Below are 26,325 nucleotides of genomic sequence, written 5' to 3'. Positions count from 1 at the left end.
TTTTTTTATGTTTTGATTAATAAAGTTCAATAAAATTATTAATATAACTGATTGGAAAGTTCAGATGCTTTTAAAATCTTCTGCTCGTAAGCGATTGCCTGCTCTTCGAGGCTCTTTACCTTTGCAGACAGTTCAGCTACGAATGCTTCATCTTTAATGGAGCCCAGGTTAATCTTAACATTGAATAATGCTCCGATTACGGCTGTACGTGCCATCATTGCTGCTACAAGGCCGTCTGTTACTGCATTTGTATTTCCTCTGCTTACTACTGCTTCAGCGATTGGGAAAATCTTGTATGCAGTCTCTCCTACGGAAAGCGGAACCTGTGCTGCTGCTTTTAAGCCGTTCTGCATCGCTTCTCTTCTTGCTGCCTTTTCCTCGTCTGTGTCCTTAGGCATTCCGATAGCGTCCATGTAAAGGTTAAAAGATGTGCTGTCTTTCTGGATAGCTTCTACCAGCTCTTTTCTGATAGCGGCTCCGGCTGCTGCCAGTTCCTTCATCTCACCTTCTACTTCTGCATATTTTGCTTTTCCTACTGTCAGATTTGCAACCATCTCTGCAAGTGCTGCTGCAAGCGCTCCTGCAAGTGCGGATACGCTGCCGCCGCCTGGCGCCGGTGCGTCAGATGCTGTTACGTCTACAAAACCCTCAACTGTTAAATCTTTTAAATCTCCCATTGTGGTATATCTCCTCGCATTTATTCATACTTTCGTTGTACCGCCCCGGCTCAGAGCAGGGGCGGCGTCACTACAAAATCGTTCTTATCAGGCTGCGTCCCGGATTTGGATTATTCCTCTTCCAGTAAACGGTTCTCCATAACCTGTTTGTCAGCGTCGAATGTCATCGGGCCGAAGCTTGCAAGCTGTAAGTAGTACTCAGCACAGTCAATCAGAGCCTGCATTGGTACAAGACCTACTAATTCGCTCTCTAATACGGAAACGCCGTAGCGTTTTGCTTCCATCTTGATTGCTTCGAATGCACGGTAAACGGATGTCTTTGTGTAATCTGTCAGGTTCATGGAAACCTGTGCAAGGTTTCTGTCATCCAGCATGATACCGATAGCTTTTACATAACGGTAGCCGCCGCCGATGTGACGGATTCTCTTTGCGATCTGGTTTGCAATCTCAAGGTTTGGTGTGTCAAGGTTTACGTTAAATGCTACGAGCGGCATTCTTGCGCCAACTGCTGTAACACCTGCTGTAGGATGGATTGTTTCCGGTCCGAAGTCCGGTGCCCACAGTTCTTTGTCTTTCATCTTCTCAGCCATTCCCTCGAACTGTCCCTTACGAATCTTTGCAAGGTTTACTCTGTGAGGAGCTGAAGCGGAATCTTCATATAAGAAACACGGAATACCATATTTCTCAGCAACTGTCTTAGCTACTTCTTTTGCTACTGCATCTGCTTCTTCTACGGTTGTGTTACGGCAAGGAATGAATGGAACTACGTCAACTGCGCCCATTCTAGGATGCTGTCCTTCGTGTTTGGTCATATCAATTAACTCAACTGCTTTTCCAAAGGAAGCAACTACGGCGTCGCGCAGTTCATCCGGCTCACCGATAACAGTTACAACACATCTGTTGTGGTTCGGGTCTGTCTGGTAATCTAAGAGCTTAACTCCTTTTTTACCTCTGAAGCAGTCAACGATCTGCTCCACCTTCTGCAGGTCACGGCCCTCGCTGTAGTTCGGTACGCATTCAATCAGTTTGTTTCCCATGATAATGATCCTCCTCTGTTTTAATAGTGATAAATAATAGTGATAGTGATATATATAATGGTGATATATATTATAATGAATCTATTATAGCTTATTCTGTGTCATTCAGGATAAGCCTGAGATAATCTTAACTCTTTTATTACTGGAAGTGGACGGCCGCCACAACAGCCGCTACGGCCGTCTTTGCGGAACATGACCAGCTGGCCCCGCCGAAGTTTCCGGTCAGTTTCATCGTATCTCCGGTTTCCAGAAGGTACTCACTTCCGTTCTCCAGTGTAATGGCAAGTGTTCCTTTATAACAGTAAACCATAACTGCTTTGTACTCCGGCATCTCAAAAGTAAGGATACTGCGCAGGTCGCAGCCTTCCCCCTCTTCCATGCGCAGCGGAACCACATGTCCGGCGCACTGGCCTTTCCGTAACATTAGGTTGAAATCTATTACTTTGCCTTTGCTCACGGTCTCATCTTTACCGTCAAAGGCATGCGGTGTAAATTCCGGCAGGTCAATCCAGTTGTCGTTGTTATGTGAAAGACTGATGTCGCCCTTCAGTGTCATAATAATGCGGTCATAATCGGGAAGGCATGTGAAATCACTCTCTTCCAGTTCCACGGTAGCTGAACTCAGCCTCCACATGAAATCTCTGTCTGCATAAATGCTGCCTTCCGGTGCAATGGAAAGTTCGGTTGTCATTCCGCCGCTCCACTCCGTCGTCTTATAATCTTCTTTGTGTAACAATTCCGCCTGGTATTCTGCCATAGCCTTACCCCTCTCTCCTGTTTAACCCTTGTCTGTTTCTTTTTGTTCCTCTATCTTGGCGAACACATGCATCATCATCAATGACGCGAGCCGCAATGTAATTCCCGACGGGTCAAACATCGGATCCACCTCCACGAGGTCGGCTGCCACGATTTTTCCCATCTTTGCGATACCGTCTATGATGTCGCATTCCTGGTTATAAAAAAGTCCTCCGGGCAGCGGTGATGCAACTCCCGGTGCGATGGACATATCAAATCCATCAATATCTATCGTAAGAAAATAATTCTTTGCTTTTGGTATCTTTGCCAGAACGCCTTCTACGCCAATCTCCTCTGCCTCGCGTGCCGAGATGAGAACACTGCCGTATTTCCTGGCATCGTCAAAATCTGTTTTCCTGCTGCTTCCCATACCCCTTAAACCAATCTGTGCCATCGGTCCGATATGGTCCATCTCCGACATACGCCTCATCGGGCTTCCGTTGCCGGTTTTCAAAGGCCCGACATGGTCGGTCCAGTCGAGGTGGGCGTCAAACTGTATTACGCACACTTCCTCCCCCAGCTCCTCAAGTGCTTTTCCCACTGGAATAGAGATAGAGTGGTCGCCTCCCATAACAACGGGAACGGCTCCTTTTCTGATAATCTTCTTTACACTTTCCGTTACATTGGCGAAGGTGTAATTAAAATCGCTGTGTAGTACATCGACATCCCCACAGTCTACAATCTTTAAAGGCGATGCAAGTCTCTGCTTACCACTCTCAAAGTCATAGTACCCCGTCTTCCCGCGGCCATACTGGGTGGATGCTTCCCTGATTCTTCTCGGGGCCAGCCTCGCGCCGCTCATAAAACCTACCGCAAAGTCTACAGGTACCCCCAATACTGCTATATCCGCATCAAGTTCATCAAGGTCGGTACAAATCGGATATTTGCCAAAAGAACAGATACCCGTAATAGGTAAATTCAACGGCTCCATGAGACATATCTCCTCTTTTAATATTGTACGATAATTTTAACAATATTACACCGTTGTGTAAATATCTTTCCGTTTGCAAAACTATTCATTCTCTAAAATTCTTATTTCAATTTTGCCCAACCGCTTTACAGAAAGTCTTTACTTACCAATTTTTATCATGTATAATGAGACTTTAGGGGAACTATTTACAGAAAGGGGAAGAGGCATGGATAATACAGATATCAAGATCATTAATATTCTCCAGGATAACTGCAAAACTTCAACCCGTGAAATCGGACAGATGGTAGGACTGACCGCTCCGGCTGTAGCCGAAAGAATAAACCGTTTAAAAGATGCAGGGGTTATTGAAGGATTTCACGCGCAGATTAACGAAACTCTTTTGGGGAGTAATATTTCAGCGTACGCGCTTGTGAACGTCCCTCCGAAGGAATACGAACCGTTCTGCAGATTCTGCGAAAATGATCCTTCTATCGTTGAACATCATCATATAGTAGGCTTAAATAATGTACTGATTAAAATGCGCGTAGGCAATGCGCAGGAACTGGAGGTGCTCCTTGAGCAGATCCGCAAGTATGGTCTCTCCAACACCTCAATTTTACTTTCCACCTATTTCAGGCAGAAAGAATTTTCTCCGTTAAGCGGAATCAAGCTGGACTGATTTCACCGGGTACGAATCATATAACAAAAATTAAAATTTCAGGCCATGCAGGACAGTATAAGCTGTTTTGCGTGGCTTTTTTAAATCATGGGAAGGTGCTCCTATGACGTAAAAAGCCTCCGGGCAGGTCGCACTGCACAAAGATGCAATATGCTGCCACTGCACAGACACATTCTTCATAAAAATAAAAACGGCGGAAAGCCTGATGCGCTTTCCGCCTGATAATCAATATGTCTATGTATATCTTCTCTTCTATATCTTATTCCTTTATTAATCCAGGAACGATACCGCTTTACACGGCGTACGGTAATTGGACGATGTAATCGTGATACCGGTCGCAGGAGTGCTGGAATGGATTACCTGGCCTCCGCCTATGTACATGGCAACGTGGTTAATGTAATTACCGCTGGCATAAAACAGAAGATCTCCCGGCTGTACGCTGCTAACCGAAATCTCACGTCCTTTGGCCGCCTGATCCCTGGAGCTTCTTCCCGTTGTGATTCCAAAGTGGGCGTATACTCCCTGTGTAAATCCGGAACAGTCCGCGCCGTTTGTCAGGCTGGTTCCTCCGTAAACGTACGGGTTGCCCAGGAACTGTTTTGCATAAGCCACAACGGCAGACCTTGTCGCGGAAGTGACCTCGCTCGATCCGCCGCCAGGGCCTTTGGCTCCTGAATCCCCGCCTCCGGGTCCTTTATTGTTTGCGGCCTTCGTCGTCTCAGGCGCCTTGGCCTGCGCTTTGGTTGTTTCCGGCGCCTTAGTCGGGACGCTGTCCGGATTCGCTTCTATCGTTCCGTTGTAGGATGTCTCAGGCGCTTTCGTCGTCGGCTGTGCCTTGGTCGTCTGCTTCGCGGCTTCCGTTGTCTGCCTGGCAGCATCCTTCTTGGCATCCTCCATCTTCTTTATCGCGTCCTCCGCATCTTTCTTAAGCTTTGCGGCCTCGGCTGCTTTCTGCTGTTCCTCCTGGGTGGAGACTGCCTGGTTAAATTCTACCTTTACATCGATATAATCTTTAAAAACATAACCAACCAGGTCGTTATCAACGGATATCTTATAAAAATCCCCCTCTTCCCCGATTACTACGTATTCCGCATCCGGTGAAAGAAGATCGAGCGTCCTGCTGTCCAATCCGGGCTTCTCGCGCAGCCTCAGAGTGCCGGTGCTGGCAACGCGGGCCTTCTGCGTCCCCACCTGCCTGGCAATCGACTCCGCCTCCGAACCCGTTATAAAATACTGTGACTTAATATATCCTTTTACGCTGCCCGACTGGATCTGGTACCACTTTCCGCCTTCCCCATCCACGGTGGAAAGAATCGTGGCGGCACAGTTGTTATAGATTTTTCCCACCACGGCGCTTTTCGTGTTGGCCTCCGCCCTCACGTTGACATAATTGCTGACACGGGAAATCGCCACATTGTCATATGCTGACTTTGCTGTGGCTTTTACAACCGGTACCTCTCCGCCACGGGACGATGTGGCCGCCTGGGCCAGTTTCTCATCCGAGGAGAAGGCCTGGGCCAGCTCCTCCTCCGGGTTCAGGCTTCCGGCATAGTAATTATTAATCGCTACCGAAGCGCCCGCCACCGGGGAATCCGTCTCAAGATTCATTGCAGCTTCCGATGAAAACGCCATCCCGCTTGCAAAAAGCAGACAGGCAGACGACATCATCAGTATCTTCAAACCCTTTTTCATGTGAAACTTCCCCCTAAATCATGGTAAGATAACTTTGGGCGCTGGTAATACAGTTCGCTCCGTCAGCAGCTGCCGTTATAACCTGTCTGAGTGCTTTCGTCCTCACATCTCCGGCGGCATATACGCCCTCCACCGATGTCTTTCCATCCTCGCCGGCTACAATATATCCGTGCTGGTCCATCTCTACCTGTCCGGAATACTGTTCGCTGTCAGGCTCGATCCCCACGGCTATAAATACGCCGTCCACCTTCAGTTCGCTCTTCTCCCCGGTCTTTTTATTTCTGAGCATTAATGACTCTACTTTGTCTTCTCCTTCTATCTCATCCACTACCGTATCCCAGATAACTTCCACGTTATCCAAGGACAGCAGGCGGTTCTGCAGGCTCTTAGCGCCTCTCAGCTCGTCCCTTCTGTGGATCAGGTATACTTTACTGCACATCCTTGCAAGGAATATGGCATCCTCTATCGCCACATCGCCTCCGCCGATGACCGCCGTTACCTTATTTTTAAAGAACGCTCCATCACATGTTGCACAGTAGGAAACACCTGAGCCCGTCAGGATTTCTTCGCCCTTCGCGCCCAGTTTTCTATGATGGGCGCCCGTGGCGATAATCACGGTCCTGGCAAGATATGTGTCGTTCTCACAGACAATCTTCTTCACATCTCCGCCCAGCTCGGCTGCCATGACGGTGTCCTCTTTAAATTCGGCTCCCAGCTTGTCCGCATGTTCCCTCAGCTTCATTCCAAGGTCAAAACCGGAAATTCCCGGAAGTCCGGGATAATTGTCTACCTCGTATGTGTTGAGGATCTGTCCTCCGCTCATCATATTTCTCTCGATCACCACCGTGTCGAGCTCCGCCCTCTGCGCATAAACGGCGGCGCTTAATCCTGCCGGTCCTGAACCGATAATGATCAAATCATGGATTTTGTCCATCTGACCGTCCTCCAATCGTCCTGATATTTTAGTCTGATTTACTGTTTTCTTCAATTACTATATTGAATTTCTGCCGTATATTTTCTGGATTTTATCTGATAGCCAGGTATCTCCGGTCGGATTACCCTGATTTTTTACGTATTCCGAACTGCTCTTATCGTCCGTTTTCAGCCATTTTAGGATCATTTAGAATTGACTTTTAAGCTTACTTTTAAGTATACCACATCTTTCCAGCGTGGAACAGATATTTTATATGGAAACTTCTTACATTTTTTGTAATCTTGTCTGACCATAAAAGGGAATTGAATTGAGATGCGGGGACGCCCGTTTCTGTGCATCGCGCAGCGTATTACCGGGCACGGAGTGAACAGTAACATGTTCTCATTCTTCAACTCCCCTATCCGTTTTTATCATGACTTTTTCCCCAATCCGTGATAAAATAACCTTATCCCCAATGAGGAACTTACTGATACGATTCACAGTGAATATCCCACAGGGTATTCTATCAAAGGAGTTGATTTTATGCCAAGAAAAACTGTACTTGTCACTGGCGCTTCCCGCGGAATCGGAAAGGCCATCGCGATAAAATATGCCAAAAAGGGCTATAATGTGGTCATCACCTGCGTTCACCGGCGTGAGCAGCTTCTGCAGACCGAGATGGAGATCGAGGATTATAATGTGGAATGCCTGACCTGGGTAGGGGACGCCGGGGACTACGGCTCATGCGAAGAGCTGTTCCAGAAAATCAAAAAGCAGTTTGGAACCCTGGACGTCCTTGTCAATAACGCCGGCGTCTCCTATATCGGGCTGCTTCAGGACATGAAGCCGGAGGATTGGGATCTTATCGTCCGCACCAACCTGACCTCGGTATTTAACTGCTGCCGTCTGGCCGTTCCTATGATGATTCAGAAACAGCAGGGCAAGATCGTCAACATCTCATCCGTCTGGGGCGTCAGCGGTGCTTCCTGTGAAGTTGCCTATTCCGCCACCAAGGGCGGGGTCAACGCGTTTACAAAAGCGCTGGCCAAAGAACTGGCTCCCAGCAACATCCAGGTGAATGCCATCGCCTGCGGCGCCATCGATACGGAGATGAACCATTTCCTGCACAGGGAAGACCTGATGAACCTGATGGATGAGATACCGGCCGGACGTCTCGGTAAAGCCGAGGAGGTAGCGGATCTGGCCTACCATCTTGGATATAAGGAGTCTTATTTAACCGGGCAGATTATCGGACTGGACGGTGGATGGATTTAAACGGACTACCCGATCATTTTGAACCCGATTCGGTAGTTCTTAATCTACCGGGCTTATAACTAAAATATGGATTACCAGGCGCTGTTTTGTAACGAGTGTCTGCTGGTGGAACACGGGAGAAAAATATAACCCGTTCTATTAATGTCATTTATAAAGTTAATAAAATATATTAAAATCACAAATACCTCCGTTTCAGATATCGTTATCATATCAAAAAGCGGAGGTATTTTTATGGACTTTCAAAATTCTTTATCGGTACATTGACAATATTTCGCCTGAACTTTCGGCAATGACGACGGAACGGAAATGGCCGAAAGTTCAGCAGTTGGGAGACAAAGCCCTTGTCATAATGCATGATACAAATTTCAAACGCACAACCGGCGTGGTTCTGAACCGGTTGCCACCTTAGATGATGGGCTCTCCGAGGCCAAAGGACGTATCGGCCTGATAACGGATAACCCGCACGCACGCTTCTGTATTGCTCAGATCGGCAGGAATCTTTATACGGAAACATCGACAGAACTGCTATTTCCATAAAAACCGCCGTTTAAATATGTCCGCTACCATGTTTTCATATGTATCAGATGTTCGCATGGATTTCCCGGCGTAGTATATAATTCCCCATCCTCCAGTACGGTGATACTGCAGGAAACCGTTTCCGTCCCCGCCTGGGGATTGGAATGACGGCAAATTGCGTTGACCGGACTGTTTGTATGGTCCGACATGATGCGTATAAAATCCTGGAACCTCAGTTTTCCCGTTCTCTCCAAAAGCATTTCTCGGATACGCTCGTACCGCAGATAAGTGGATAAATAGCTCTCCCGCTCCGGGTTCTGCTCTACATGATCTCCCAGACAAAAATGGTTGGTCCTGTATAAAACCCCGCTTTCATCCGCCCATTCGCAAAGATAGCCGTCCCTTGTTGTTTCAATGAGTACCGCACTCTCCCGATCTGCAGCTATAATATTCAGGCCGTTCATCCTGGGATAGGTATCCAGGGCCTTCAGCACCTCCCCTGTGCTGCGGCATGATTGAAGCAGGTGATGCAGGTTAACAAAGATATGGCATTTGTCAATATCCTCCATCACTATCTCCGTCTTTGGAGACCAGAATCCGGTGGAGGTGATGGTCAGGCCGGCACTGTTCAAACCAATGGCCGGATAAGTAATAATACCGGCTCCGTTCACCTCGATAATAGAACTTCCATCCGGATATTTATACTCCACGGACACCTGGTGCACCGTCATTTCCATATCTCTGTTTTTAATCAGATAGGTTAAACTGTCCATTGTCGCATTTCCACGCGCCAACAGCATACTGCAGTCCTGGGAGAAGGAATTCTTCATAAAATATGTGGGCACATTGATCATCAGAATGTCTTCAAATGGAGTTCCTGCGCCGTCGGCAATTCCTTTCATCTCTTCCCACTGGTCGGGATACCGGCTTTTAAGGAATTCGGCATTCCGTTCCGTCATTTCCTGATATTTCTCCATATTCAGAGATTCTGTTTCCAAACTTGTTCTGATATTGTTGATATTCTCATGGATCAGGCTGCAAAAACATATTCCCTCCCGAAGACCTTGCTCATAAGGCGTTCCTGTGACCGTAATTTTCCGTAATTGCTCCACTCAAATTCCTCCTTTTTCTCTAGAGATACAGACCTGCTCCCGGACCAAACGGGAGTTCCAGGACAAACCAGATAACAAATAACGCCGTCATCACCAGGCCGGATGCAATACAGTAAGGTGTCATATTGGCAAACAGTGAGCCGAAACGCAGCCGTTTATCATATTTCTGCCCCAGCGCCAGCAACATACCGAAATAGGCGAAGGTAGGTGTAATCGGATTTGTACAGGCATCGCCGATACGGTATGCCATCTGCAGCATAGCTGGATTGTATCCTAACAGCATAAACATTGGAACGAAAATGGGAGCTATAACCGCATATTTTGTCGGAGCGCCTCCAACCGGGATGTTCAAGAGTGCAATAAAGATAATAAACAGTACCAGCACCAGCCAGATTGGCAGTCCCGACGCTTTCAGCACCTCTGCTCCCTTGATTGCCAGAATCAGCCCCAGGTTTGACCAGTCGAAGTAATTCATAAACTGCGCCATGAAAAAAATCATCGCTATGTAACTTCCCATTCCAGACATCGCATTAGCCAGTCCCTCGGCCAGGTCTGCGAAATTCTTAAACTTGCCGGTTCTGAATCCAAACACGGCTCCCGGTATTGCAAACATTAAAGCTATCAGGATTGACATGCCCTGCATCAGCGGAGCGGAAGAAGCAACCGCAGATCCCGTTTCCGGATCTCTCAGCACGCCGATTACCGTTAATACGGCAACAACTGCGAGGTATCCTACAAATACAATTCCAGCAGTCTTAAGAGCCTTCATTTCCTGTCCCGTTATCGCCTCATCTTCTTCTATCGTCCCCTCTTTCGCATATTCAGGACTGTATTTTCCCATTCTCGGTTCAACGATTTTGAGGGTGACATATAGTGATACGGGAACAAGTAAAACGGCCGCAGCTGATGAGAAGAACCAGTTACACGCCGCCGACAGATGGTAATTCTTATCCAGGAGATCGATCGCCGTCTGTGTGAAACTTAAGTTTACAATATCCATGGAAGTTACCAGGATATTAGCACAAAATGCACTGGCTGTCGTTGCATAGGCGGCAAACATACCGGCCAGAGGGTTTCGTCCCATACTCAGCCAAATCATTGCCCCCAGCGGCGGCAGTACCACCCAGCCTGCACCTCCCGCACAGTCTGCCAGGACACAGCAGATAAAAAATATAACCATGACTTTCAAGTTGGAACCTTTTGAATTCTCTACAGTCCCCTTAAGAGCCACTCTGAACAGACCCGACTGTTCGCACAGGCTCACGCCCATCATACAGACCAGAACCATACCGAGGGCGCTGACTCCGGTAAAATTCCCCTGTGCCGTCACCAGCATTTTGATAAAGCCCTTAACAGACAAAAGATTATATGCCTCAATCACCTCTCCTGTAACCGGATTCACCGCCGTGATACCAAGAGCAGAGAACGCAAATGAAAGCACAATTGTAATGCCCATTAGCCATAAAAACAACAAAGTCGGATGCGGAATTTTATTTCCTATGTACTCGACCTTTTCCAAAAAGCGTTCAAATAAAGACTTCCTTTCTTTTTCCATATCTTCCCCTCCATCTGAGCCGGCTTGACAATTACTTTATAAATTTATTATAGTAAGCCCCCCTTTCTCTGTCCAACAGACTTATTCGGGCGATTTGACAGCCATTTTCCTGTCATTTTTCCTTTAAAATCCAATTTCATATCATTGTCCGATTCCGGGCAGGGTGATATAATATCCTAAAAGCAGAGAAAGTATGAAAAAGGAGATAACGCCTGCAAAGAAACCCGGTAAGTCTGCGTCATTTCATGCCTGTGCACAAGTTCGTATAGAAAGGAGGAAACACCATGATTAATTTTCTGAATCTTAAATATTTTCTCGTCCTCTCAGAGGAGATGAACTTCCGGAAAGCAGCTCATAAGCTGTACATTACTCAGCAGTCCTTAAGCGGCCATATCCAGAAGCTGGAAGAATATTTTGGTGTGCCTCTGTTCAAGCGGGGAACGCCCCTGAGGCTAACACCGGCAGGTATCCATCTTAAGAACCGCGCTGCCGAACTGCTGGCCATGGAAAGCGATTTACAAAAGGAACTGATCGATATCAGCGGATTTATCGGCGGCTCCCTGACGATAGGCAGTACCCATGTCAGGACACAGGTGCTTCTTCCCTCCGTTCTGCGGGTCTTTAATGAAAAATATCCCAGTGTAGCCATCCGGCTTTTCGAGGGAAATACGGATGAGGTTGAAGGGGCTCTCCACAATGGAACCGTTGATGTCAGTATTGGTTTTCTTCCAAAGGACACTGCCCAAATCTCCAGCATTCCTCTTTACGAAGAACATTTTATGGTCATCATACCGAATGTCCTGATCCAGAAATTTTTTCCGGAGCACAGCGTACTTAGCACCGGCAAACCGGATGCTGCTTTCGTCAACCTGTGCCTGAATACCTGTCCATTTTTATCCATGACTCCTGATACAAAGCTGGCAGAGTACAGCCACGAATATTTTAAATACCATAATTTTGTTCCGCATCCCTTCCTTGAGACGAAGAATGTGGGAACGCTTTTATCCCTGTGTTCGGCCGGTCTCGGGGTTATCATCTGCCCGGAGACGTTTATCCGTTATTCTTTCTATGACTTCTCGCATCATCAGATTTATCTCATCGAGGAGCCCCACAGAAAAAACAGTATCGTTGTAAATTTCCGTGATGTAAAGTTCCGTTCTCCTACTATCGATGCGTTTGTCCAGACCACCAAGGAAGTCATCTATTAAAAACAGACATGATAATACAAAATAACGGAGGACTGTTTTTTTACAGCCTCCGCTTTTTGTTCCTGATAATCCGGTTTTCCCCGCCCGGGCGGGAGTCCAGTATTGATTTGCATACAATTACAATAAGAGTATATCACAGATTATTTTTTGATTTGTATGGTAATTTCTCCCATCTCTAGTCTGGTCAGCCTCTCATAGCCATTCTCCGTTATCAGTACCGTATCGGAATGGCGTACCCCTCCCCAGGACTCGTCCATCAGCCCGGGCTCCACCGTGATCACCATCCCCGGCTGAAGCGTGAGCTTGTTCCCCCTCTCGATTGATGGAAATTCATGGGCGGAGCAGCCAATCCCATGGCCGACACGGCCGGGAAGTATATTTCCAAATCCATACTCCGTATAAATCCGGGCAGCCGCACAATAGAGTTCTTCATAAACCGCTCCCGGCTTTAATATCTGAAAAATGCATTCTCTGGCTCTCAGCATTCCATCGTATGCTTTTTGTCTGAACGAATCGGGACGTCCAACCATAACCGTTCTTTCATTTTCAGCATGATACCCGTCTGTCTTCGCCCATGCCATGGGAAGAGTAAGATCTCCGTCATGTGGATGGTAATGTTTGGGACAGTCGCAGCCATAGGCAATATGCCCGTTCGACAGGCACCACACATGGAGACTGTCGATCATGCCTCCTTCCGATGTCCCGAATCCGCACACCTCCGCATCGGGTAACTTTTCATGCCACAGCCTTCTCATCGCATATTGCCCCTCGGTGGATGCCTCCGCCTCCGAATATCCCTGGCTGATGTATTCAATCGCAGTTTTCACTCCCATATCAACCAGTTGGGCCGACTTCCTGATACAACCGATTTCATATTCGTCCTTAATGACTTTCATCATACTTGTCATATACGATATGGAAATAATTTCGCTCGGCCGCAGCTTCACGGTTATTTCACGGTATAACTCTACATTGATGTGATCAAGCTCCATTCCGATTCTCATATTCTCCCGGCCGAGCAGTTCTCTGAACGCATCGGCCGGTTTTAAGGCCAATGAAACTTTATCTCCCCATTTTCCGTAAATCTCCACGCAGTCAAGCGCTCCTTCTTCCTTCGCGTGTTCCATTCGAAGTGCATGTACCAGCAGACAGGGCGCTCTGTCCGGGCAGACCACCACAAAGGCAGGATGGCTGTTGATAACCGGATTGAAATTGCTGAAATAAAAGACTGTCTCCGGTTTCTGGATAATCACCGCATCCAACCCCTGTTCAACCATCCTGTTTTTCAGACGTTCTATTCTTGCTTCCACATATTTTTTAACTGACATCATTTCTCCTGCCTCCTTTGCAGCAGTTCATTGGTTCCTTTGATAAGCCAATTATACTATCGGCCCTTTTTTATTTCCAAAAGTTATTCCAAGCAAAGGTAACAGGTAAATAGCTGTTAATTAAAAAAGCACCGCAAACCCTGTTTTCACAGATGGTCTGCGGTGCTTTTTTAATTAAATCTGCTGATTAGTTCTCTTTTGCAGCAGCTTTTGCTTCTTTGATCTTCTCTGTTAAGAAAGGAACAATCTTGTTCAGATCGCCTACTACGCCGTAGTCAGCTACATCAAAGATAGGAGCTGTCTCATCTTTGTTGATGGCAACAATGATATCGGACTCTTCCATACCTGCAAGATGCTGAATAGCGCCTGAGATACCGATTGCAAAGTAAACGTTAGGACGAACTGTCTTACCTGTCTGGCCTACCTGTAAATCTTTCGGTTTCCAGCCTGCATCTACAACTGCACGGGAGCAGCTTACTGTTCCGCCGATTGCTTCAGCAAGGTCTTCAAGGATCTTGAAGTTTTCCGGGCTTCCCATTCCACGTCCGCCGGATACGAGGATCTTAGCGTCCATGATATCTACAGTATCAGTTACAGCCTTAACGATGTCAAGGATTTCTACGTACTGGTTGTTTGGTGTAAATCCTGGGTTGAACTCTTCAACTACAGCTTTAGCGCCTTTTACCTTCGGAGCTTTCTTCATAACGCCTGGACGTACGGTTGCCATCTGAGGACGGAATTCCGGGCAGGCGATAGTAGCGATTGTGTTACCACCGAATGCAGGACGTGTCATCAGTAACTGATTATGTTTTGTCTCTCTTCCAGGAATCGGGTTCATTGGGAAGTCACCGATATCAAGCTGTGTACAGTCAGCTGTTAAACCTGTATGGATTCTTGCGCAAACACGAGGTCCAAGGTCACGGCCGATTGCTGTAGCACCAATTAAGAAGATTTCCGGTTTATATTTCTCGATTACAGATGCAAGAGCGTGTGTGTATGGCTCAGTTCTGTACTCTTTTAACTCAGGATCGTCAACAACGATTACTTTGTCGGCGCCGTATTCAGCCAGCTGATCTGCAAGGCCTTTTACATCGGAACCAACTAAAACAGCTGTTACTTCTGTGTTTAAGTCTTTTGCTAATTCTTTTCCTTTGCCAATCAGCTCGAATGCGATACCGCCGATTACGTTATCAACCTGCTGTGCAAAGACAAATACTCCCTTATATGCTTCTAAGTTCATCTTATTCACCACTCTTTTCTTTGATTTTTAAATAACGTGTTTTTCTGCCAGTTTGCTTACGATGTAATCTGCGGAAGCTGCCGGGTCTAAAGTTACATGCTCGCCGGCGCCCTTTCTGACTTTATCGGAAGCCTTAGCGATCTGAGTTGGAGAACCTTTTAAACCTAAGTTGGAATCTTCTACGTCTTTCAGGTCATTTCTTCCCCAAACAGTGATTTCTTTGCTGTAAGCATCGAAAATTCCGCCTGGAGTCATGTAACGCGGCTCATTTAATTCTGCAAGAGCTGTGAGTAAGCATGGTAACTGAGCTTTAACAACATGATATCTGTCGTCATACTGACGCTCAACAACGATATATTTGTCTTCGAGATTGATCTCTTTTATTTCCTGAGCATAGCTGATTACCGGGATTCCAAGATGCTCGGAGATCTGCGGTCCAACCTGTGCCGTATCACCATCGATAGCCTGACGGCCTGTGATGATTAAGTCATACTCCATATTGCGGATAGCGCCTGCAATTGTCTGGGATGTTGCCCATGTATCTGCGCCGCCTAATACTCTGTCTGTTACTAAAACGCCATTGTCTGCGCCCATAGCCATAGCCTCACGAAGAACTTCTTCAGCCTTTGGAAGACCCATCGTAACTACGGTAACTTCTGCGCCATACTGATCTTTTAAACGGAGGGCTGCTTCCAGACCAGCTTTGTCGTCTGGGTTCATGATTGTAAGCATTGCGCCTCTGTCAAGAGTACCATCAGGATTAAATTTAACTCCGCCTTTGGTATCCGGAACCTGTTTAATACAAACTACTATTTTCACGGTATGTTCACTCCTTATTCTTGTTTTTTTCTCATAATTGAGATACGTTAAAATCTATTGCCTGGAAATCTTATTTTAACAGGGAAGCAGAAATTACCATTCTCTGAACTTCAGATGTTCCTTCGTAGATCTCTGTAATCTTAGCATCACGCATCATACGCTCTACATCGTATTCTCTTGTGTAGCCGTAACCGCCGTGAAGCTGAACAGCCTTGGTTGTTACTTCCATAGCAACCTCTGCTGCGTATAATTTAGCCATAGCTGCTTCTACAGAATAAACTTTCTGTGTCTTCTTAGCCATAGCTGCTCTGTAAACAAGGAGCTGAGCCGCTTTAACTTTTGTAGCCATATCAGCTAACTGGAACTGTGTATTCTGGAACTGTCCGATGGAACGGCCGAACTGTTTTCTTTCCTGAACATATTCAACGGTTCTGTCGAGAGCGCCCTCTGCAAGGCCGAGTGCCTGAGCGGCAATACCGATACGTCCGCCATCCAGAGTATGCATAGCGATACCAAAGCCTTTACCCTGCTGTCCTAAGAGGTTCTCCTTCGGGATTCTGCAGTCTGTAAAGATCAGCTCATATGTTGCTGAACCACGGATACCCATCTTCTTCTCTTTCGTTCCGAAGGTAAATCCTGGAGTTCCTTTTTCTACGATAAATGCAGAGATTTCTTTTTTCTTTCTTCCTCTTGCATCTTCTTTAATACCTGTTACAGCGATGATTACATAGACATCAGCTTCCTTACCGTTTGTGATGAAGATTTTGGAACCGTTAAGTACCCACTCGTCACCATCTAAAACAGCTTTTGTCTGCTGCCCCTGTGCATCTGTACCAGCACCTGGCTCTGTTAAACCGAAAGCACCTAATTTCTCACCTTTTGCAAGGGGAACCAGGAATTTCTGTTTCTGCTCTTCAGTACCGTAGGTCTGGATTGGGTCACAGCAAAGAGAGGTATGTGCGGATACGATAACGCCTGTAGTACCGCAAACCTTTGAAAGCTCCTCAACACACATAGCGTATGTTAACGGATCGCAGCCCTGTCCGCCGTACTCCTTCGGAACCGGAATTCCCATGAAGCCCAGTTTCTGCATTTTCTCAACGGTGCCTGTCGGGAAATGTTCTGTCTCGTCAACTTCCTGTGCTAAAGGTTTTACTTCTTTTTCGGCGAAGTCATGGAATAACTTCCTCGCCATTTCATGCTCTTTACTTAATGTAAAATCCATGTCTATTCCTCCATCATTTTCTTATATAGCGCTTAAAGGCGGCTTAGGCACGCCTGATGCGGTTCAAATAATTCATTAATTGTACTTATAGAAGCCTTCGCCGGATTTCTGTCCTAACTTTCCGCCGCGGACCATCTTACGAAGGAGCTGGTGCGGACGATACTTCGGATCTCCGGATTCAGCCTGTAATACTTCCATGATGGCAAGTACTACGTCAAGGCCAATCAGATCTCCCAGGGCCAGCGGTCCCATCGGATGGCTTGCACCCAGCTTCATAGCTGTGTCGATGCCTTCTACAGTTGCTTCGCCCTCAGCATAAATGCCGATAGCTTCATTTATCATCGGAATCAGGATTCTGTTTACTACGAAACCTGCGGCTTCCTCTACCTGAACCGGGATCTTTCCGATTTCTTCTGAGATTGCTTTTACTTTGTCGACAGTCGCTTCCGGTGTGTTCAGTCCGGCGATTACCTCTACCAGCTTCATAACAGGAGCCGGGTTAAAGAAGTGCATACCTACTACCGGTCTGTCAAGTCCTGCGCCGATTGCCGTGATGGACAGAGAGGATGTGTTTGTTGCGAAGATACACTCCGGTTTGCAGATTGCAGCCAGTTCTCTGAAGGTCTGTTTTTTAATTTCCATATCCTCGATTGCTGCTTCAACTACCAGATCGCAGTCAGCGCAGATTGTCTTCACACCTGGGTGGATTTTGGCAAGGACTTTGTCAGCCGTTTCCTTATCCATCTTGCCTCTTGCAACACGTTTCTCAAATCCCTTTGCAATTCTCATTTTGCCGTTTGCGGCGAATTCTTCATTAATATCACATAAACATACTTCGTAACCATCTACCTGGGCAAAAGCCTGGGCAATACCGGAACCCATTGTTCCCGCACCAATAATACCAACTTTCATGACAAATCCTCCTGATTTTACACTGTTATTTGTTATTGAAATTTTCCACTTTCCGTTTCTCGAGAAACGCGGTCATGCCTTCTTTCTGATCCTCTGTCTCGAAGCAGTCGCCAAATGCCTTTTCCTCAATGACGATAGCCTGATCCATATCAACCTGAAGTCCTTCGTTCATCGCTTTCTTAGAATTTCTCACTGCAATAGGAGCATTCTTTGCGATGCCTGCCGCCAGCTTCTTTGCCGCCGGCATCAGTTCTTCCTGTGTATAAACCGCATTGACAAGTCCCAGTCTGTACGCCTCATCCGCCTTGATGTTCCGGGCGCCGTAAACCATCTCTTTCGCTTTTCCTACACCAATCAGACGGGCCAGTCTCTGAGTGCCGCCGAATCCCGGTGTGATTCCAAGGCCAACTTCCGGCTGTCCGAACATCGCATTGTCGGAACAGATGCGGATGTCACAGCTCATGGCAAGCTCATTGCCGCCGCCAAGCGCGAATCCGTTCACTGCCGCAATTACCGGAATCGGGAAGGTCTCGATCTTACGGAAAATATCATTGCCGAATTTGCCAAATGCTTCACCCTCAGCCTTTGTCATCGTGCTCATGGCAGCGATGTCAGCTCCGGCCACAAAGGATTTCTCCCCTGCGCCTGTCAGGATAATGGTTCTGATTCTGGAAAGATCCACTGCATCAAAAGCAGCTTCGATGTCCTTTAACACATCTTCATTTAACGCATTGAGTGCTTTGGGACGGTTGATGGTCATAATGCCAACGTATCCATCCTCTTCGTAATCAACAAACCCCATTGCCATCATCTCCTTACATAATTATGTAGTTAAACCAGAAACAGCCGGAGCGTGGAGGGGTTGTCCCCCTCCACAGATTCCGGTTATTTAAACTGCTTAGTCTCTCTCAACGATTGTGGCACATCCCATGCCGCCGCCGATACAAAGTGTTGCGAGACCTTTCTTAGCGTCCCGTTTCTGCATCTCGTATAACAATGTAGTAAGGATACGGCATCCGGAAGCTCCTACCGGATGTCCAATGGCGATAGCTCCGCCGTTTACGTTCAGGATGTCGGTGTTGAAGTGTAAATCACGGGCAACTGCGATGGACTGTGCAGCGAATGCCTCGTTTGCTTCGATCAGGTCGAAGTCCTCAACTTTCATGCCTGTTTTCTTGAGAACCTTGTTGGTAGCTGCTACAGGGCCGATACCCATGATAGTAGGATCAACGCCGCCAAGTGCGCCTGCAACCCAGGTAGCCATTGGTTTGATTCCCAGTTCTTTTGCTTTTTCTTCGCTCATAACAACTACTGCTGCTGCGCCGTCGTTGATAGAGGAAGCATTACCTGCCGTAACACGTCCGCCGTCTGGTTTAAATGCAGGACGAAGTTTAGCAAGTGTTTCTACTGTTGTACCTGCACGCGGGCCTTCGTCGGTATCAACAATGACAGTTTCTTTTTTCTTCTTGACTTCGATCGGAACGATCTCGTCTTTGAATCTGCCTGCTTCACGTGCTGCGCATGCCTTCTGCTGGCTGGCTGCTGCAAACTCGTCAAGCTCTTCTCTTGTAATGCCCCATTTGTCGCAGATATTCTCTGCGGTGATTCCCATGTGATAACCGTTGAAGGCATCCCACAGGGCGTCATTTACCATGGTGTCGATCATTGGAGCGTTGTTCATACGGTAGCCGTAACGTGCGTTCATTAACGCATATGGTGCTGCGGACATGTTCTCCGCGCCGCCTGCTACTACGATGTCAGCGTCACCTGCAACGATCATCTGTGCTGCTGCGTTTACACAATGTAAACCGGAGCCACATACAACGTTCATTGTCACTGCCGGAACTTCAATAGGAAGTCCTGCTTTGATAGACATCTGACGAGCCACGTTCTGACCAAGGCCGGCCTGGATTACACAGCCCATGTAAACGTGATCTACCTGTTCCGGTGCTACGCCAGCTCTCTTCAGTGCTTCTTTAATAACGACAGCACCCATTTCGGCTGCCGGCACTGTGCTGAGCTGACCGCCCATGGAACCTACGGCGGTACGGCATGCACTTGCTATTACGACTTTCTTTGACATATCAAATTTCCTCCTTAAAAAATGACTTGCCACGTAAATAAAACAATTGCATAGATTGATAGTAACTCTATCTTATCACTCTTGAAGTGTCCTGTCAAATAATTATCAATGAATTTATAAACTTTTTATAATGCTTTCTTAACACGGTTTTAGCGATGATTTTTTGCCGGTTTTTCAGCCCCTCTGGCAATTTTGCACAATTTTTTTAACATATTTTTTACTTTTCCCCCGGTTTCTTTTGCGTTATTACTAAATAGTAACACGACTATGTGAGATTTTGGACAGACCTTTTCTCCTGTTATTCACCATGATTTATAACTGTGATATTAATATATCAATAATCGGCCCTTTTTTAGGATTATAACGCGGACTTTCGGGCGCTCTGCGCCGGTACATCATCGTAACTATTCACAATAAACCGTTTTCCATATTATGCAATCTGTACATTGACGAAAGAGAAAAAAAAGATTATCATACATACAAGCTTTATCTAGCATGCTAACAATTAGCTTACCTTTAATAATTTCAGCATGCTTCAGACAGCCGCTGCGTCAGGGAGCCGAAAAGGGCCGTTCCTCCGGCCACACGTTACATTCCGTATAAGTTTAGTCATTACATGTACTACAAAAATATAACTGCTGCGTATTTAAAACAAGTGCTGGAAAGATAGTAAAAGTGAAAAGAATGTAATGTCTTCGGCTCCGCTTCTGATGCGGAGGCTCCCTTCTCTATAGAAAATCAGACTCCATTTTTGTTCAATTAGACGGAAAAAATTGGTTCTTAGAAATTTCATCCCCCATTTCCAAGGGTAATTTCCCCAAAAAACTAAAATATTTTTATCTATTTGTGCCAATTTTTTGCTTGCTCTTTGATTTATTTCAAATTATTAGCATGCTATATTTTTTATCCCAAACTATTCACATTCGTTTATAACTGTGATATACTCCTGATTATAAGAGCAGCGACGATGGCTCAGAAAAATTTTATTAACCAAATCATTCAAACTGGGAGGAACGGATCATGGAAGTAAAAACTTACAACAACTTATTGGTAGAAGTAGAAAATGGCATTGCAGTTGTCACAATCAACCGTCCTAAGTCTTTAAATGCACTGAACAGCGAAACGCTGGCAGAGTTGGGCGACATTGCCGCCGAGATTGAGAAGTCGAAAGAAGTGAAGGTGGTAATTTTGACGGGAGCCGGACAGAAAGCGTTTGTCGCAGGCGCCGACATTTCTGAAATGGTAGGCGCCACTCCCCAGGAAGGACGCGCCATGGCGCTTCTGGCAGCCGATACCTTTAAAAAATTTGAGAATATGCCACAGGTTACCATTGCAGCCGTCAACGGTTACGCCCTCGGCGGCGGGTGTGAAATCTCCATGTGCTGCGATATCAGGATTGCTGCGGAAAACGCTAAATTTGCCCAGCCGGAAGTTAACCTCGGAATTCTTCCCGGCTTCGGAGGCACACAGCGCCTTCCAAGACTGGTTGGCAAGGGACGCGCCAAGGAACTGATTTTTACAACCGACCAGATTGATGCCCAGGAGGCCTACCGCATCGGACTTGCCAATAAGGTGGTTCCTCAGGAAGAGCTTCTTAACTATTGTAAGGAAATGGCGAAGAAAATCATGTCCAAGGCCAGCTTTGGAGTTACCCTCGCAAAACAGGCCATCAACACGGGCATGGACACCGATTTGGACAGCGGCCTGAAACTGGAAGCCAATCTCTTTGGCCTGGCCTTCTCCACCCATGACAAAGCGGAGGGAATGCAGGCATTTCTGGAAAAGAGAAAAGCTGATCTGACGGATTTTTAAAATTACATAGGTAATACAGTTTGACCGGAGTTGGTGTAAAACCCGGCTCCGGTATTTTTTATATTTTTTTGCCCAAAATTATCTGATTTATTATCATTTATAGTTTTAAAAACTGTTTTTTATTTTAAAAATCTTCTTTTATCATACAACACTGTTTTATGATTCTCAAACCACAGGAGGTAATATATGAGCAAGGTATCTATTATAACAGCCGCCGAGGCAGCCGCAATGGTCACAGACCGCATGACTGTGACTACCAGCGGATTTGTGGCAAGTGATATGCCGGAGGCTCTGTCAAAGGCTCTGGAGCAGAGATTTCTGGAAACAGGCGCTCCAAAGGATCTGACCCTGTTTTACGCCGCCGCCCAGGGCAACAGGGATGGCAGCGGCGCCGACCACTTTGCCCATGAGGGTATGGTGAAACGCGTAATCGGCGGCCACTGGAATATGGTCCCGAACCTTGGCCGGATGGTCCTGGAAAACAAAATCGAGGGTTACAACCTTCCCCAGGGCACTCTTTCACAGCTGTTCCGCGATATTGCGGCGCACCGTATCGGCACCATCACCCACGTGGGCCTGAACACCTTTGCCGATCCAAGGATTGAGGGCGGAAAGCTGAACTCCATTACAACGGATGATTTGGTGGAGGTAGTCGAGATCCTCGGTGAGGAAAAGCTGCTTTATAAATCATTTCCTCTGGATATTGCCTTTATCCGCGGCACTTATTCCGACGAAAACGGCAACATAACGATGGAGCACGAGGTGGCGTCCCTTGAGTCCACATCCATTGCACAGGCTGTCCGTAACAGCGGAGGCAAAGTGATTGTGCAGGTGGAAAAGGTCGTAAAGAACGGCTGTCTTGACCCGAAGCTTGTCAAGATCCCTGGAATCTATGTGGATGCCGTTGTCGTATGTGAGGATGTGAAGGATCACGAACAGTGCGTCGGATGTGAATACGACGGAGCCATGACCGGCGATTTCAGCGTGCCGTTAAGCAGCCTGTCCTATCCTCCCCTGTCCGCAAAGAAAGTAATCGGCCGCAGGGCTGCCATGGAACTTAAAAATGATTCCGTCGTAAATCTGGGCATCGGGGTTCCCGAATATATTTCCATGGTTGCGAACGAGGAGGGAATCGGTGACTATATGACTCTGACCGTGGAGGCCGGCCCTGTCGGCGGAGTTCCCCAGGGAGGTCCGAAATTCGGCGGTTCCGTCAATCCCGAGGCAATTCTGGATCAGCCGTACCAGTTCGACTTCTATGACGGAGGCGGCGTAGACTATGCGTTCCTTGGTCTGGCCCAGGCCGATCGGTGCGGCAATATCAATGTCAGCAAGTTCGGTCCGAGAATAGCTGGCTGCGGAGGCTTTATCAACATCACCCAGAATGCAAAACGAGTATTCTTCTGCGGTACGTTTACCGCCGGCGGACTTAAAGTTGCCTTTGAAAACGGGGAACTTCAGATTCTTTCTGAAGGCAGGGAACAGAAATTCATCGAGCAGGTAGAGCAGATTACCTTCAGCGGCGATTATGCCAATAAGACGGGGCAGCCGGTGCTCTACATTACCGAGCGGGCCGTCTTCGAGCTAAGAAAAGACGGGGTCTATCTTCTCGAAGTAGCTCCCGGAATTGATATACAGACTCAGATTATCGATCAGATGGGATTCACTCCCAGGATGGATGGACAGCCAAAATTAATGGACGGCCGGATTTTCAGAAATGAGCTGATGGGACTGGCCAAATAGCAAAACTTATTGTCAGGGGGGCATAAATCTATGAATTTTCAGATATGGATTTTATTTATTGCTATCGTATTATTTGGGCTGCTGGCGTTTAAACAGGTCAGCGCCCTGGTTCTGGCTCCGATTATCACCATCTTTGTCGCGGTCTGCTCGGGCCTTCCGATTCTCGACAGCCTGCAGAACCAGTTCATGCCGGCTGCCGGAGATTACATTATCAAGTATTTCCTTATCTTTTTTGTGGGCGCTCTGTTCGGCTCCGTCTATCAGTTTACGGGAGCCGCAGAATCCATTGCAAGAGCCATCGTCAAGGTCAGCAAAGGAAAATATGCCGCTCCGATAATCATGTGCATCACCGGAATACTGACATTTGGCGGCGTCAGCGGCTTTGTTGTGTTCTTTGTCATCTATCCGATTGCCATCCAGTTATTTAAGGAAGCCAATCTGACGAGGAGGCTGCTGCCGGCCGCCATATCGGCGGGCTGCTGGACCTGGTCCATGAGTGGTCCCGGTTCTCCTTCCATCCAGAACTACATTGCCATGACCAACCTGGGAACTCCGGCCACGGCTGCTTTTGTGCCGTCGCTCATCACCACAGTCGCCATGTTCGCCCTGATTTTTGCCTGGCTGGAATACAGGGCCAGGAAATTCACAAAAAAAGGCCTGGTATTTAACGATGCCTCTCTCAAATACCAGCTCACGGACGAGGAACTGAGTACCGAGGAAAGCAGGGATCTGCCTCATTGGATCATTGCCTTCCTGCCGATTCTCATTATCCTGACCGTATTTAACCTTCTTAATTTCCCGGTGGAAACCGCGGTACTGGCCGGCATCGGCGCTTCCGTCCTTCTGATGTTCCGGAGGGTAGGCGGCCTGAACCGCTGGATCGAAGTGTTTAACAAGGGAGCCGCCGACTCGGGAGTCGCAATCCTGAACACGGCTATCGTCGTCGGATTCGGAGGCGTTGTGCAGAATACGCAGGGGTTTTCCGATCTTGTACTGACGCTTAAAAGTCTGCATATGCCGCCCCTCGTATTCGTTATGATCACCGTGGCGGTCTGCGCCGGAGCCTGCGGTTCCGCTTCCGGCGGAATGGGCGTCGCCTTCAACGCATTAAAAAGCACTTATATGGAAATGGGCATCAACTTCCAGTATGTCCACCGCATTGCCGCCATCGCTGCCGGAACTCTCGACACCCTGCCCCACCAGGGCGCGCAGATTACGCTTCTTGGCATCTGCAAGATGACGCACAAGGAAGCTTACTGGGATATTGCCGTCACCCAGATTATTATTCCGTTTATCGCCTGTGGTTTCTTCATCGTGCTGGCATCCCTCGGGCTTTGACAGTTCCGGCCGGACTCTGCAGTTGTTGTAAAATTACACAAAAAAATGTCCGATAATTTTACACTTTGTATATTGACCAACAGAGAAAAAAGAAGTATTATTTATGCAAGCTATTAATTAGCATGCTAGATATTTGTAAATTAAATTTCTCGCATGTAAAATATTAATCAAAACACACGGCGGTCCCGTCGCGGCCGCCCGAAAACAAACCAATCATTTATCCTAAGGAGGTAACACTATGAATTTCCAGTTAACAGAAGACCGATTAGCATTACAGCAGGCAGTAAGAGAATTTGCAGAGAAAGAACTGGCGCCGGGTGTCATTGAACGTGATGAGAAAAGTGAGTATCCGGTAGAGCTCTATAAGAAGATGGGCGAGATGGGCCTGATCGGACTTCCTTATGCGAAGGAATACGGCGGCTCAGGAAGAGATTATCTGGACTACGCCATTGCAGTAGAAGAAATTTCCAAGGTTGACGCATCCGTCGGCATCTCCTACTCCGTATCCACTTCCCTTTACGGCGGCAGTATTGCAAACGGCGGTTCCGAGGAGCAGAAGAGAGAATTCCTCCCGGAAGTTCTTTCAGGTAAGACATTTGGTTCCTTCGGACTGACCGAGCCGAACGCAGGCTCCGACGCGGGCGGCTGTGTTACAATTGCAGAAAAGAAGGGCGATAAATACGTATTAAACGGCCTGAAGTGCTTCAATACCAACGGACCTCTCTCCGACCACTTTGCAGTATATGCACTGACCCATCCGGAGCTTGGCAGCAAAGGCCTCTCCTGCTTCCATGTAAAGAAAGGCACACCCGGATTCTCGATCGGAAAAATTGAGAACAAGATGGGTATCCGCTCCGCACAGGTTTCCGAACTCGTTTTCGAAAACTGTGAGATTCCTGAGACTGCTCTCCTGGGCGAAGAGAAACAGGGCTTCAAGATTGCCATGAAGACACTGGACGGCGGCCGTATCGGCGTTGCCGCACAGGGCCTCGGACTCGCCGAAGGCGCGTTTGAAATCGCAAGAAAATATCTCATGACAAGAGAACAGTTTGGAAAACCACTTTACAGAAACCAGTACCTTGCTTTCAAGATGGCCGAACTGGAATGTGAAATCGAGCAGGCTAAATACATGCTCTACAAAGCCGCTCTCGACAAATCGGAAGGAAGATCCTATTCTATCCCAGCTGCCAAGGCAAAACTTGTCTGCACCAACGCCGCAATGCACGTTACAACAGAGGCAGTTCAGATGCTGGGCGGCAACGGCTTCATGAAAGAATACCACGTAGAGCGTATGATGAGGGATTCCAAGATCACTCAGATTTACGAGGGAACAAATGAAATCCAGAAACTTGTAATCAGCGGAAGTTTATTCAGATAAAAGTCTCTCATACGTCTTCTGTTACTGCTCACGGCATGGCTGTTTCACGGCTGTGCCGTAATGAGTCCGGATCTGTTT

22 protein-coding genes are annotated in these 26,325 nt (G+C 47.3%); 7 read left to right on the top strand and 15 right to left on the bottom strand.

What is annotated here, in order from left to right:
- Positions 1-38: 38 nt before the first annotated feature.
- From V3C10_03760 to V3C10_03745, 4 genes are all read right to left on the bottom strand, one after another.
- Positions 39-677 carry a cyclodeaminase/cyclohydrolase family protein gene (locus V3C10_03760; GenBank protein ID WVP62954.1) on the bottom strand — a complete coding sequence of 213 codons (639 nt, stop codon included), beginning with the start codon at positions 675-677 and terminating at the stop codon, positions 39-41.
- A gap of 110 nt (positions 678-787) precedes the next feature.
- A complete protein-coding gene (gene ftcD, locus V3C10_03755) occupies positions 788-1,714 on the bottom strand; it encodes a glutamate formimidoyltransferase (GenBank protein ID WVP62953.1) in 927 nt (308 codons plus the stop codon).
- A 139-nt stretch (positions 1,715-1,853) separates the two neighbouring features.
- On the bottom strand, positions 1,854-2,471 hold the full coding sequence (locus V3C10_03750; protein ID WVP62952.1) for a HutD family protein: 618 nt from the start codon (positions 2,469-2,471) through the stop codon (positions 1,854-1,856).
- Positions 2,472-2,492: 21 nt separating this feature from the next.
- A complete protein-coding gene (locus V3C10_03745) occupies positions 2,493-3,440 on the bottom strand; it encodes an agmatinase (GenBank protein WVP62951.1) in 948 nt (315 codons plus the stop codon).
- Between the two features lie 205 nt (positions 3,441-3,645).
- Between V3C10_03745 and V3C10_03740 the strand changes: the two genes are divergently transcribed.
- Entirely contained in the window at positions 3,646-4,098 is a 453-nt protein-coding gene (locus V3C10_03740; protein WVP62950.1) for an Lrp/AsnC family transcriptional regulator, read from the top strand.
- Between the two features lie 270 nt (positions 4,099-4,368).
- On the opposite strand, the gene V3C10_03735 is transcribed toward V3C10_03740, so the two are convergent.
- Together V3C10_03735 and trxB are read right to left on the bottom strand one after the other, a co-directional pair.
- Entirely contained in the window at positions 4,369-5,790 is a 1,422-nt protein-coding gene (locus tag V3C10_03735; protein ID WVP62949.1) for an NlpC/P60 family protein, read from the bottom strand.
- 13 nt (positions 5,791-5,803) lie between these two features.
- Complete coding sequence (gene trxB, locus V3C10_03730) at positions 5,804-6,724, bottom strand: thioredoxin-disulfide reductase (GenBank protein ID WVP62948.1); 921 nt, start codon at positions 6,722-6,724, stop codon at positions 5,804-5,806.
- A gap of 522 nt (positions 6,725-7,246) precedes the next feature.
- On the opposite strand from trxB, the gene V3C10_03725 reads away from it, so the two are divergent.
- On the top strand, positions 7,247-7,978 hold the full coding sequence (locus tag V3C10_03725) for an SDR family oxidoreductase (GenBank protein ID WVP62947.1): 732 nt from the start codon (positions 7,247-7,249) through the stop codon (positions 7,976-7,978).
- Between the two features lie 560 nt (positions 7,979-8,538).
- Here V3C10_03725 and V3C10_03720 read toward each other — a convergent pair.
- Both V3C10_03720 and V3C10_03715 read right to left on the bottom strand, forming a co-directional pair.
- The gene (locus V3C10_03720; protein WVP62946.1) at positions 8,539-9,606 is read right to left on the bottom strand and encodes a C45 family peptidase; all 1,068 of its coding nucleotides are present in this window, start codon (positions 9,604-9,606) and stop codon (positions 8,539-8,541) included.
- Positions 9,607-9,625: 19 nt separating this feature from the next.
- Positions 9,626-11,161, bottom strand: coding sequence for an AbgT family transporter (locus tag V3C10_03715; GenBank protein WVP62945.1), 1,536 nt, complete (start codon positions 11,159-11,161; stop codon positions 9,626-9,628).
- Between the two features lie 284 nt (positions 11,162-11,445).
- Between V3C10_03715 and V3C10_03710 the strand changes: the two genes are divergently transcribed.
- Complete coding sequence (locus tag V3C10_03710; protein WVP62944.1) at positions 11,446-12,369, top strand: LysR family transcriptional regulator; 924 nt, start codon at positions 11,446-11,448, stop codon at positions 12,367-12,369.
- Between the two features lie 140 nt (positions 12,370-12,509).
- Here the strand turns inward: V3C10_03710 and V3C10_03705 are convergent, their stop codons facing one another.
- The 7 genes from V3C10_03705 to V3C10_03675 form a co-directional block, all read right to left on the bottom strand.
- Positions 12,510-13,700 carry a Xaa-Pro peptidase family protein gene (locus V3C10_03705; GenBank protein WVP62943.1) on the bottom strand — a complete coding sequence of 397 codons (1,191 nt, stop codon included), beginning with the start codon at positions 13,698-13,700 and terminating at the stop codon, positions 12,510-12,512.
- A gap of 184 nt (positions 13,701-13,884) precedes the next feature.
- Positions 13,885-14,937 carry an electron transfer flavoprotein subunit alpha/FixB family protein gene (locus V3C10_03700; GenBank protein WVP62942.1) on the bottom strand — a complete coding sequence of 351 codons (1,053 nt, stop codon included), beginning with the start codon at positions 14,935-14,937 and terminating at the stop codon, positions 13,885-13,887.
- 27 nt (positions 14,938-14,964) lie between these two features.
- Positions 14,965-15,756 (bottom strand): electron transfer flavoprotein subunit beta/FixA family protein, encoded by a 792-nt coding sequence (locus V3C10_03695; GenBank protein WVP62941.1) that lies wholly within the window; start codon positions 15,754-15,756, stop codon positions 14,965-14,967.
- A 70-nt stretch (positions 15,757-15,826) separates the two neighbouring features.
- Positions 15,827-16,981: an acyl-CoA dehydrogenase gene (locus V3C10_03690; protein WVP62940.1), complete on the bottom strand. Its 1,155-nt coding sequence runs from the start codon at positions 16,979-16,981 to the stop codon at positions 15,827-15,829.
- Between the two features lie 75 nt (positions 16,982-17,056).
- Positions 17,057-17,893 carry a 3-hydroxyacyl-CoA dehydrogenase NAD-binding domain-containing protein gene (locus V3C10_03685; protein WVP62939.1) on the bottom strand — a complete coding sequence of 279 codons (837 nt, stop codon included), beginning with the start codon at positions 17,891-17,893 and terminating at the stop codon, positions 17,057-17,059.
- 25 nt (positions 17,894-17,918) lie between these two features.
- Complete coding sequence (locus tag V3C10_03680; GenBank protein WVP62938.1) at positions 17,919-18,695, bottom strand: enoyl-CoA hydratase-related protein; 777 nt, start codon at positions 18,693-18,695, stop codon at positions 17,919-17,921.
- A 96-nt stretch (positions 18,696-18,791) separates the two neighbouring features.
- On the bottom strand, positions 18,792-19,976 hold the full coding sequence (locus V3C10_03675) for an acetyl-CoA C-acetyltransferase (protein ID WVP62937.1): 1,185 nt from the start codon (positions 19,974-19,976) through the stop codon (positions 18,792-18,794).
- 1,020 nt (positions 19,977-20,996) lie between these two features.
- Here V3C10_03675 and V3C10_03670 point away from each other — a divergent pair.
- The 4 genes from V3C10_03670 (at position 20,997) to V3C10_03655 (ending at position 26,247) form a co-directional block, all read left to right on the top strand.
- Positions 20,997-21,788, top strand: coding sequence for an enoyl-CoA hydratase-related protein (locus tag V3C10_03670; protein ID WVP62936.1), 792 nt, complete (start codon positions 20,997-20,999; stop codon positions 21,786-21,788).
- Between the two features lie 186 nt (positions 21,789-21,974).
- Entirely contained in the window at positions 21,975-23,531 is a 1,557-nt protein-coding gene (locus tag V3C10_03665; protein WVP62935.1) for a CoA-transferase, read from the top strand.
- 30 nt (positions 23,532-23,561) lie between these two features.
- Complete coding sequence (locus tag V3C10_03660; protein ID WVP62934.1) at positions 23,562-24,869, top strand: GntP family permease; 1,308 nt, start codon at positions 23,562-23,564, stop codon at positions 24,867-24,869.
- A gap of 238 nt (positions 24,870-25,107) precedes the next feature.
- Entirely contained in the window at positions 25,108-26,247 is a 1,140-nt protein-coding gene (locus V3C10_03655) for an acyl-CoA dehydrogenase family protein (protein WVP62933.1), read from the top strand.
- Positions 26,248-26,325: the final 78 nt, after the last annotated feature.

Origin of the sequence: [Clostridium] symbiosum, assembly GCA_036419695.1 — a bacterium.
In the GTDB taxonomy this organism is placed as follows: domain Bacteria; phylum Bacillota; class Clostridia; order Lachnospirales; family Lachnospiraceae; genus Otoolea; species Otoolea symbiosa_A.
Note: the sequence above shows the minus strand (reverse complement) of the source record. Positions and strands in the feature narration are given on the sequence as shown.

What these genes read in the sequence shown, in the direction of transcription:
- V3C10_03750 (WVP62952.1), bottom strand. Translation starts at nt 2,471, where the DNA reads ATGGCAGAATACCAGGCGGAATTGTTACACAAAGAAGATTATAAGACG.
- V3C10_03670 (WVP62936.1), top strand. Translation starts at nt 20,997, where the DNA reads ATGGAAGTAAAAACTTACAACAACTTATTGGTAGAAGTAGAAAATGGC.
- V3C10_03660 (WVP62934.1), top strand. Translation starts at nt 23,562, where the DNA reads ATGAATTTTCAGATATGGATTTTATTTATTGCTATCGTATTATTTGGG.
- ftcD (WVP62953.1), bottom strand. Translation starts at nt 1,714, where the DNA reads ATGGGAAACAAACTGATTGAATGCGTACCGAACTACAGCGAGGGCCGT.
- V3C10_03760 (WVP62954.1), bottom strand. Translation starts at nt 677, where the DNA reads ATGGGAGATTTAAAAGATTTAACAGTTGAGGGTTTTGTAGACGTAACA.
- V3C10_03685 (WVP62939.1), bottom strand. Translation starts at nt 17,893, where the DNA reads ATGAAAGTTGGTATTATTGGTGCGGGAACAATGGGTTCCGGTATTGCC.
- V3C10_03690 (WVP62940.1), bottom strand. Translation starts at nt 16,981, where the DNA reads ATGGATTTTACATTAAGTAAAGAGCATGAAATGGCGAGGAAGTTATTC.
- V3C10_03700 (WVP62942.1), bottom strand. Translation starts at nt 14,937, where the DNA reads ATGAACTTAGAAGCATATAAGGGAGTATTTGTCTTTGCACAGCAGGTT.
- V3C10_03705 (WVP62943.1), bottom strand. Translation starts at nt 13,700, where the DNA reads ATGATGTCAGTTAAAAAATATGTGGAAGCAAGAATAGAACGTCTGAAA.
- trxB (WVP62948.1), bottom strand. Translation starts at nt 6,724, where the DNA reads ATGGACAAAATCCATGATTTGATCATTATCGGTTCAGGACCGGCAGGA.
- V3C10_03735 (WVP62949.1), bottom strand. Translation starts at nt 5,790, where the DNA reads ATGAAAAAGGGTTTGAAGATACTGATGATGTCGTCTGCCTGTCTGCTT.
- V3C10_03740 (WVP62950.1), top strand. Translation starts at nt 3,646, where the DNA reads ATGGATAATACAGATATCAAGATCATTAATATTCTCCAGGATAACTGC.
- V3C10_03715 (WVP62945.1), bottom strand. Translation starts at nt 11,161, where the DNA reads ATGGAAAAAGAAAGGAAGTCTTTATTTGAACGCTTTTTGGAAAAGGTC.
- V3C10_03680 (WVP62938.1), bottom strand. Translation starts at nt 18,695, where the DNA reads ATGGGGTTTGTTGATTACGAAGAGGATGGATACGTTGGCATTATGACC.
- V3C10_03665 (WVP62935.1), top strand. Translation starts at nt 21,975, where the DNA reads ATGAGCAAGGTATCTATTATAACAGCCGCCGAGGCAGCCGCAATGGTC.
- V3C10_03710 (WVP62944.1), top strand. Translation starts at nt 11,446, where the DNA reads ATGATTAATTTTCTGAATCTTAAATATTTTCTCGTCCTCTCAGAGGAG.
- V3C10_03655 (WVP62933.1), top strand. Translation starts at nt 25,108, where the DNA reads ATGAATTTCCAGTTAACAGAAGACCGATTAGCATTACAGCAGGCAGTA.
- V3C10_03745 (WVP62951.1), bottom strand. Translation starts at nt 3,440, where the DNA reads ATGGAGCCGTTGAATTTACCTATTACGGGTATCTGTTCTTTTGGCAAA.
- V3C10_03675 (WVP62937.1), bottom strand. Translation starts at nt 19,976, where the DNA reads ATGTCAAAGAAAGTCGTAATAGCAAGTGCATGCCGTACCGCCGTAGGT.
- V3C10_03725 (WVP62947.1), top strand. Translation starts at nt 7,247, where the DNA reads ATGCCAAGAAAAACTGTACTTGTCACTGGCGCTTCCCGCGGAATCGGA.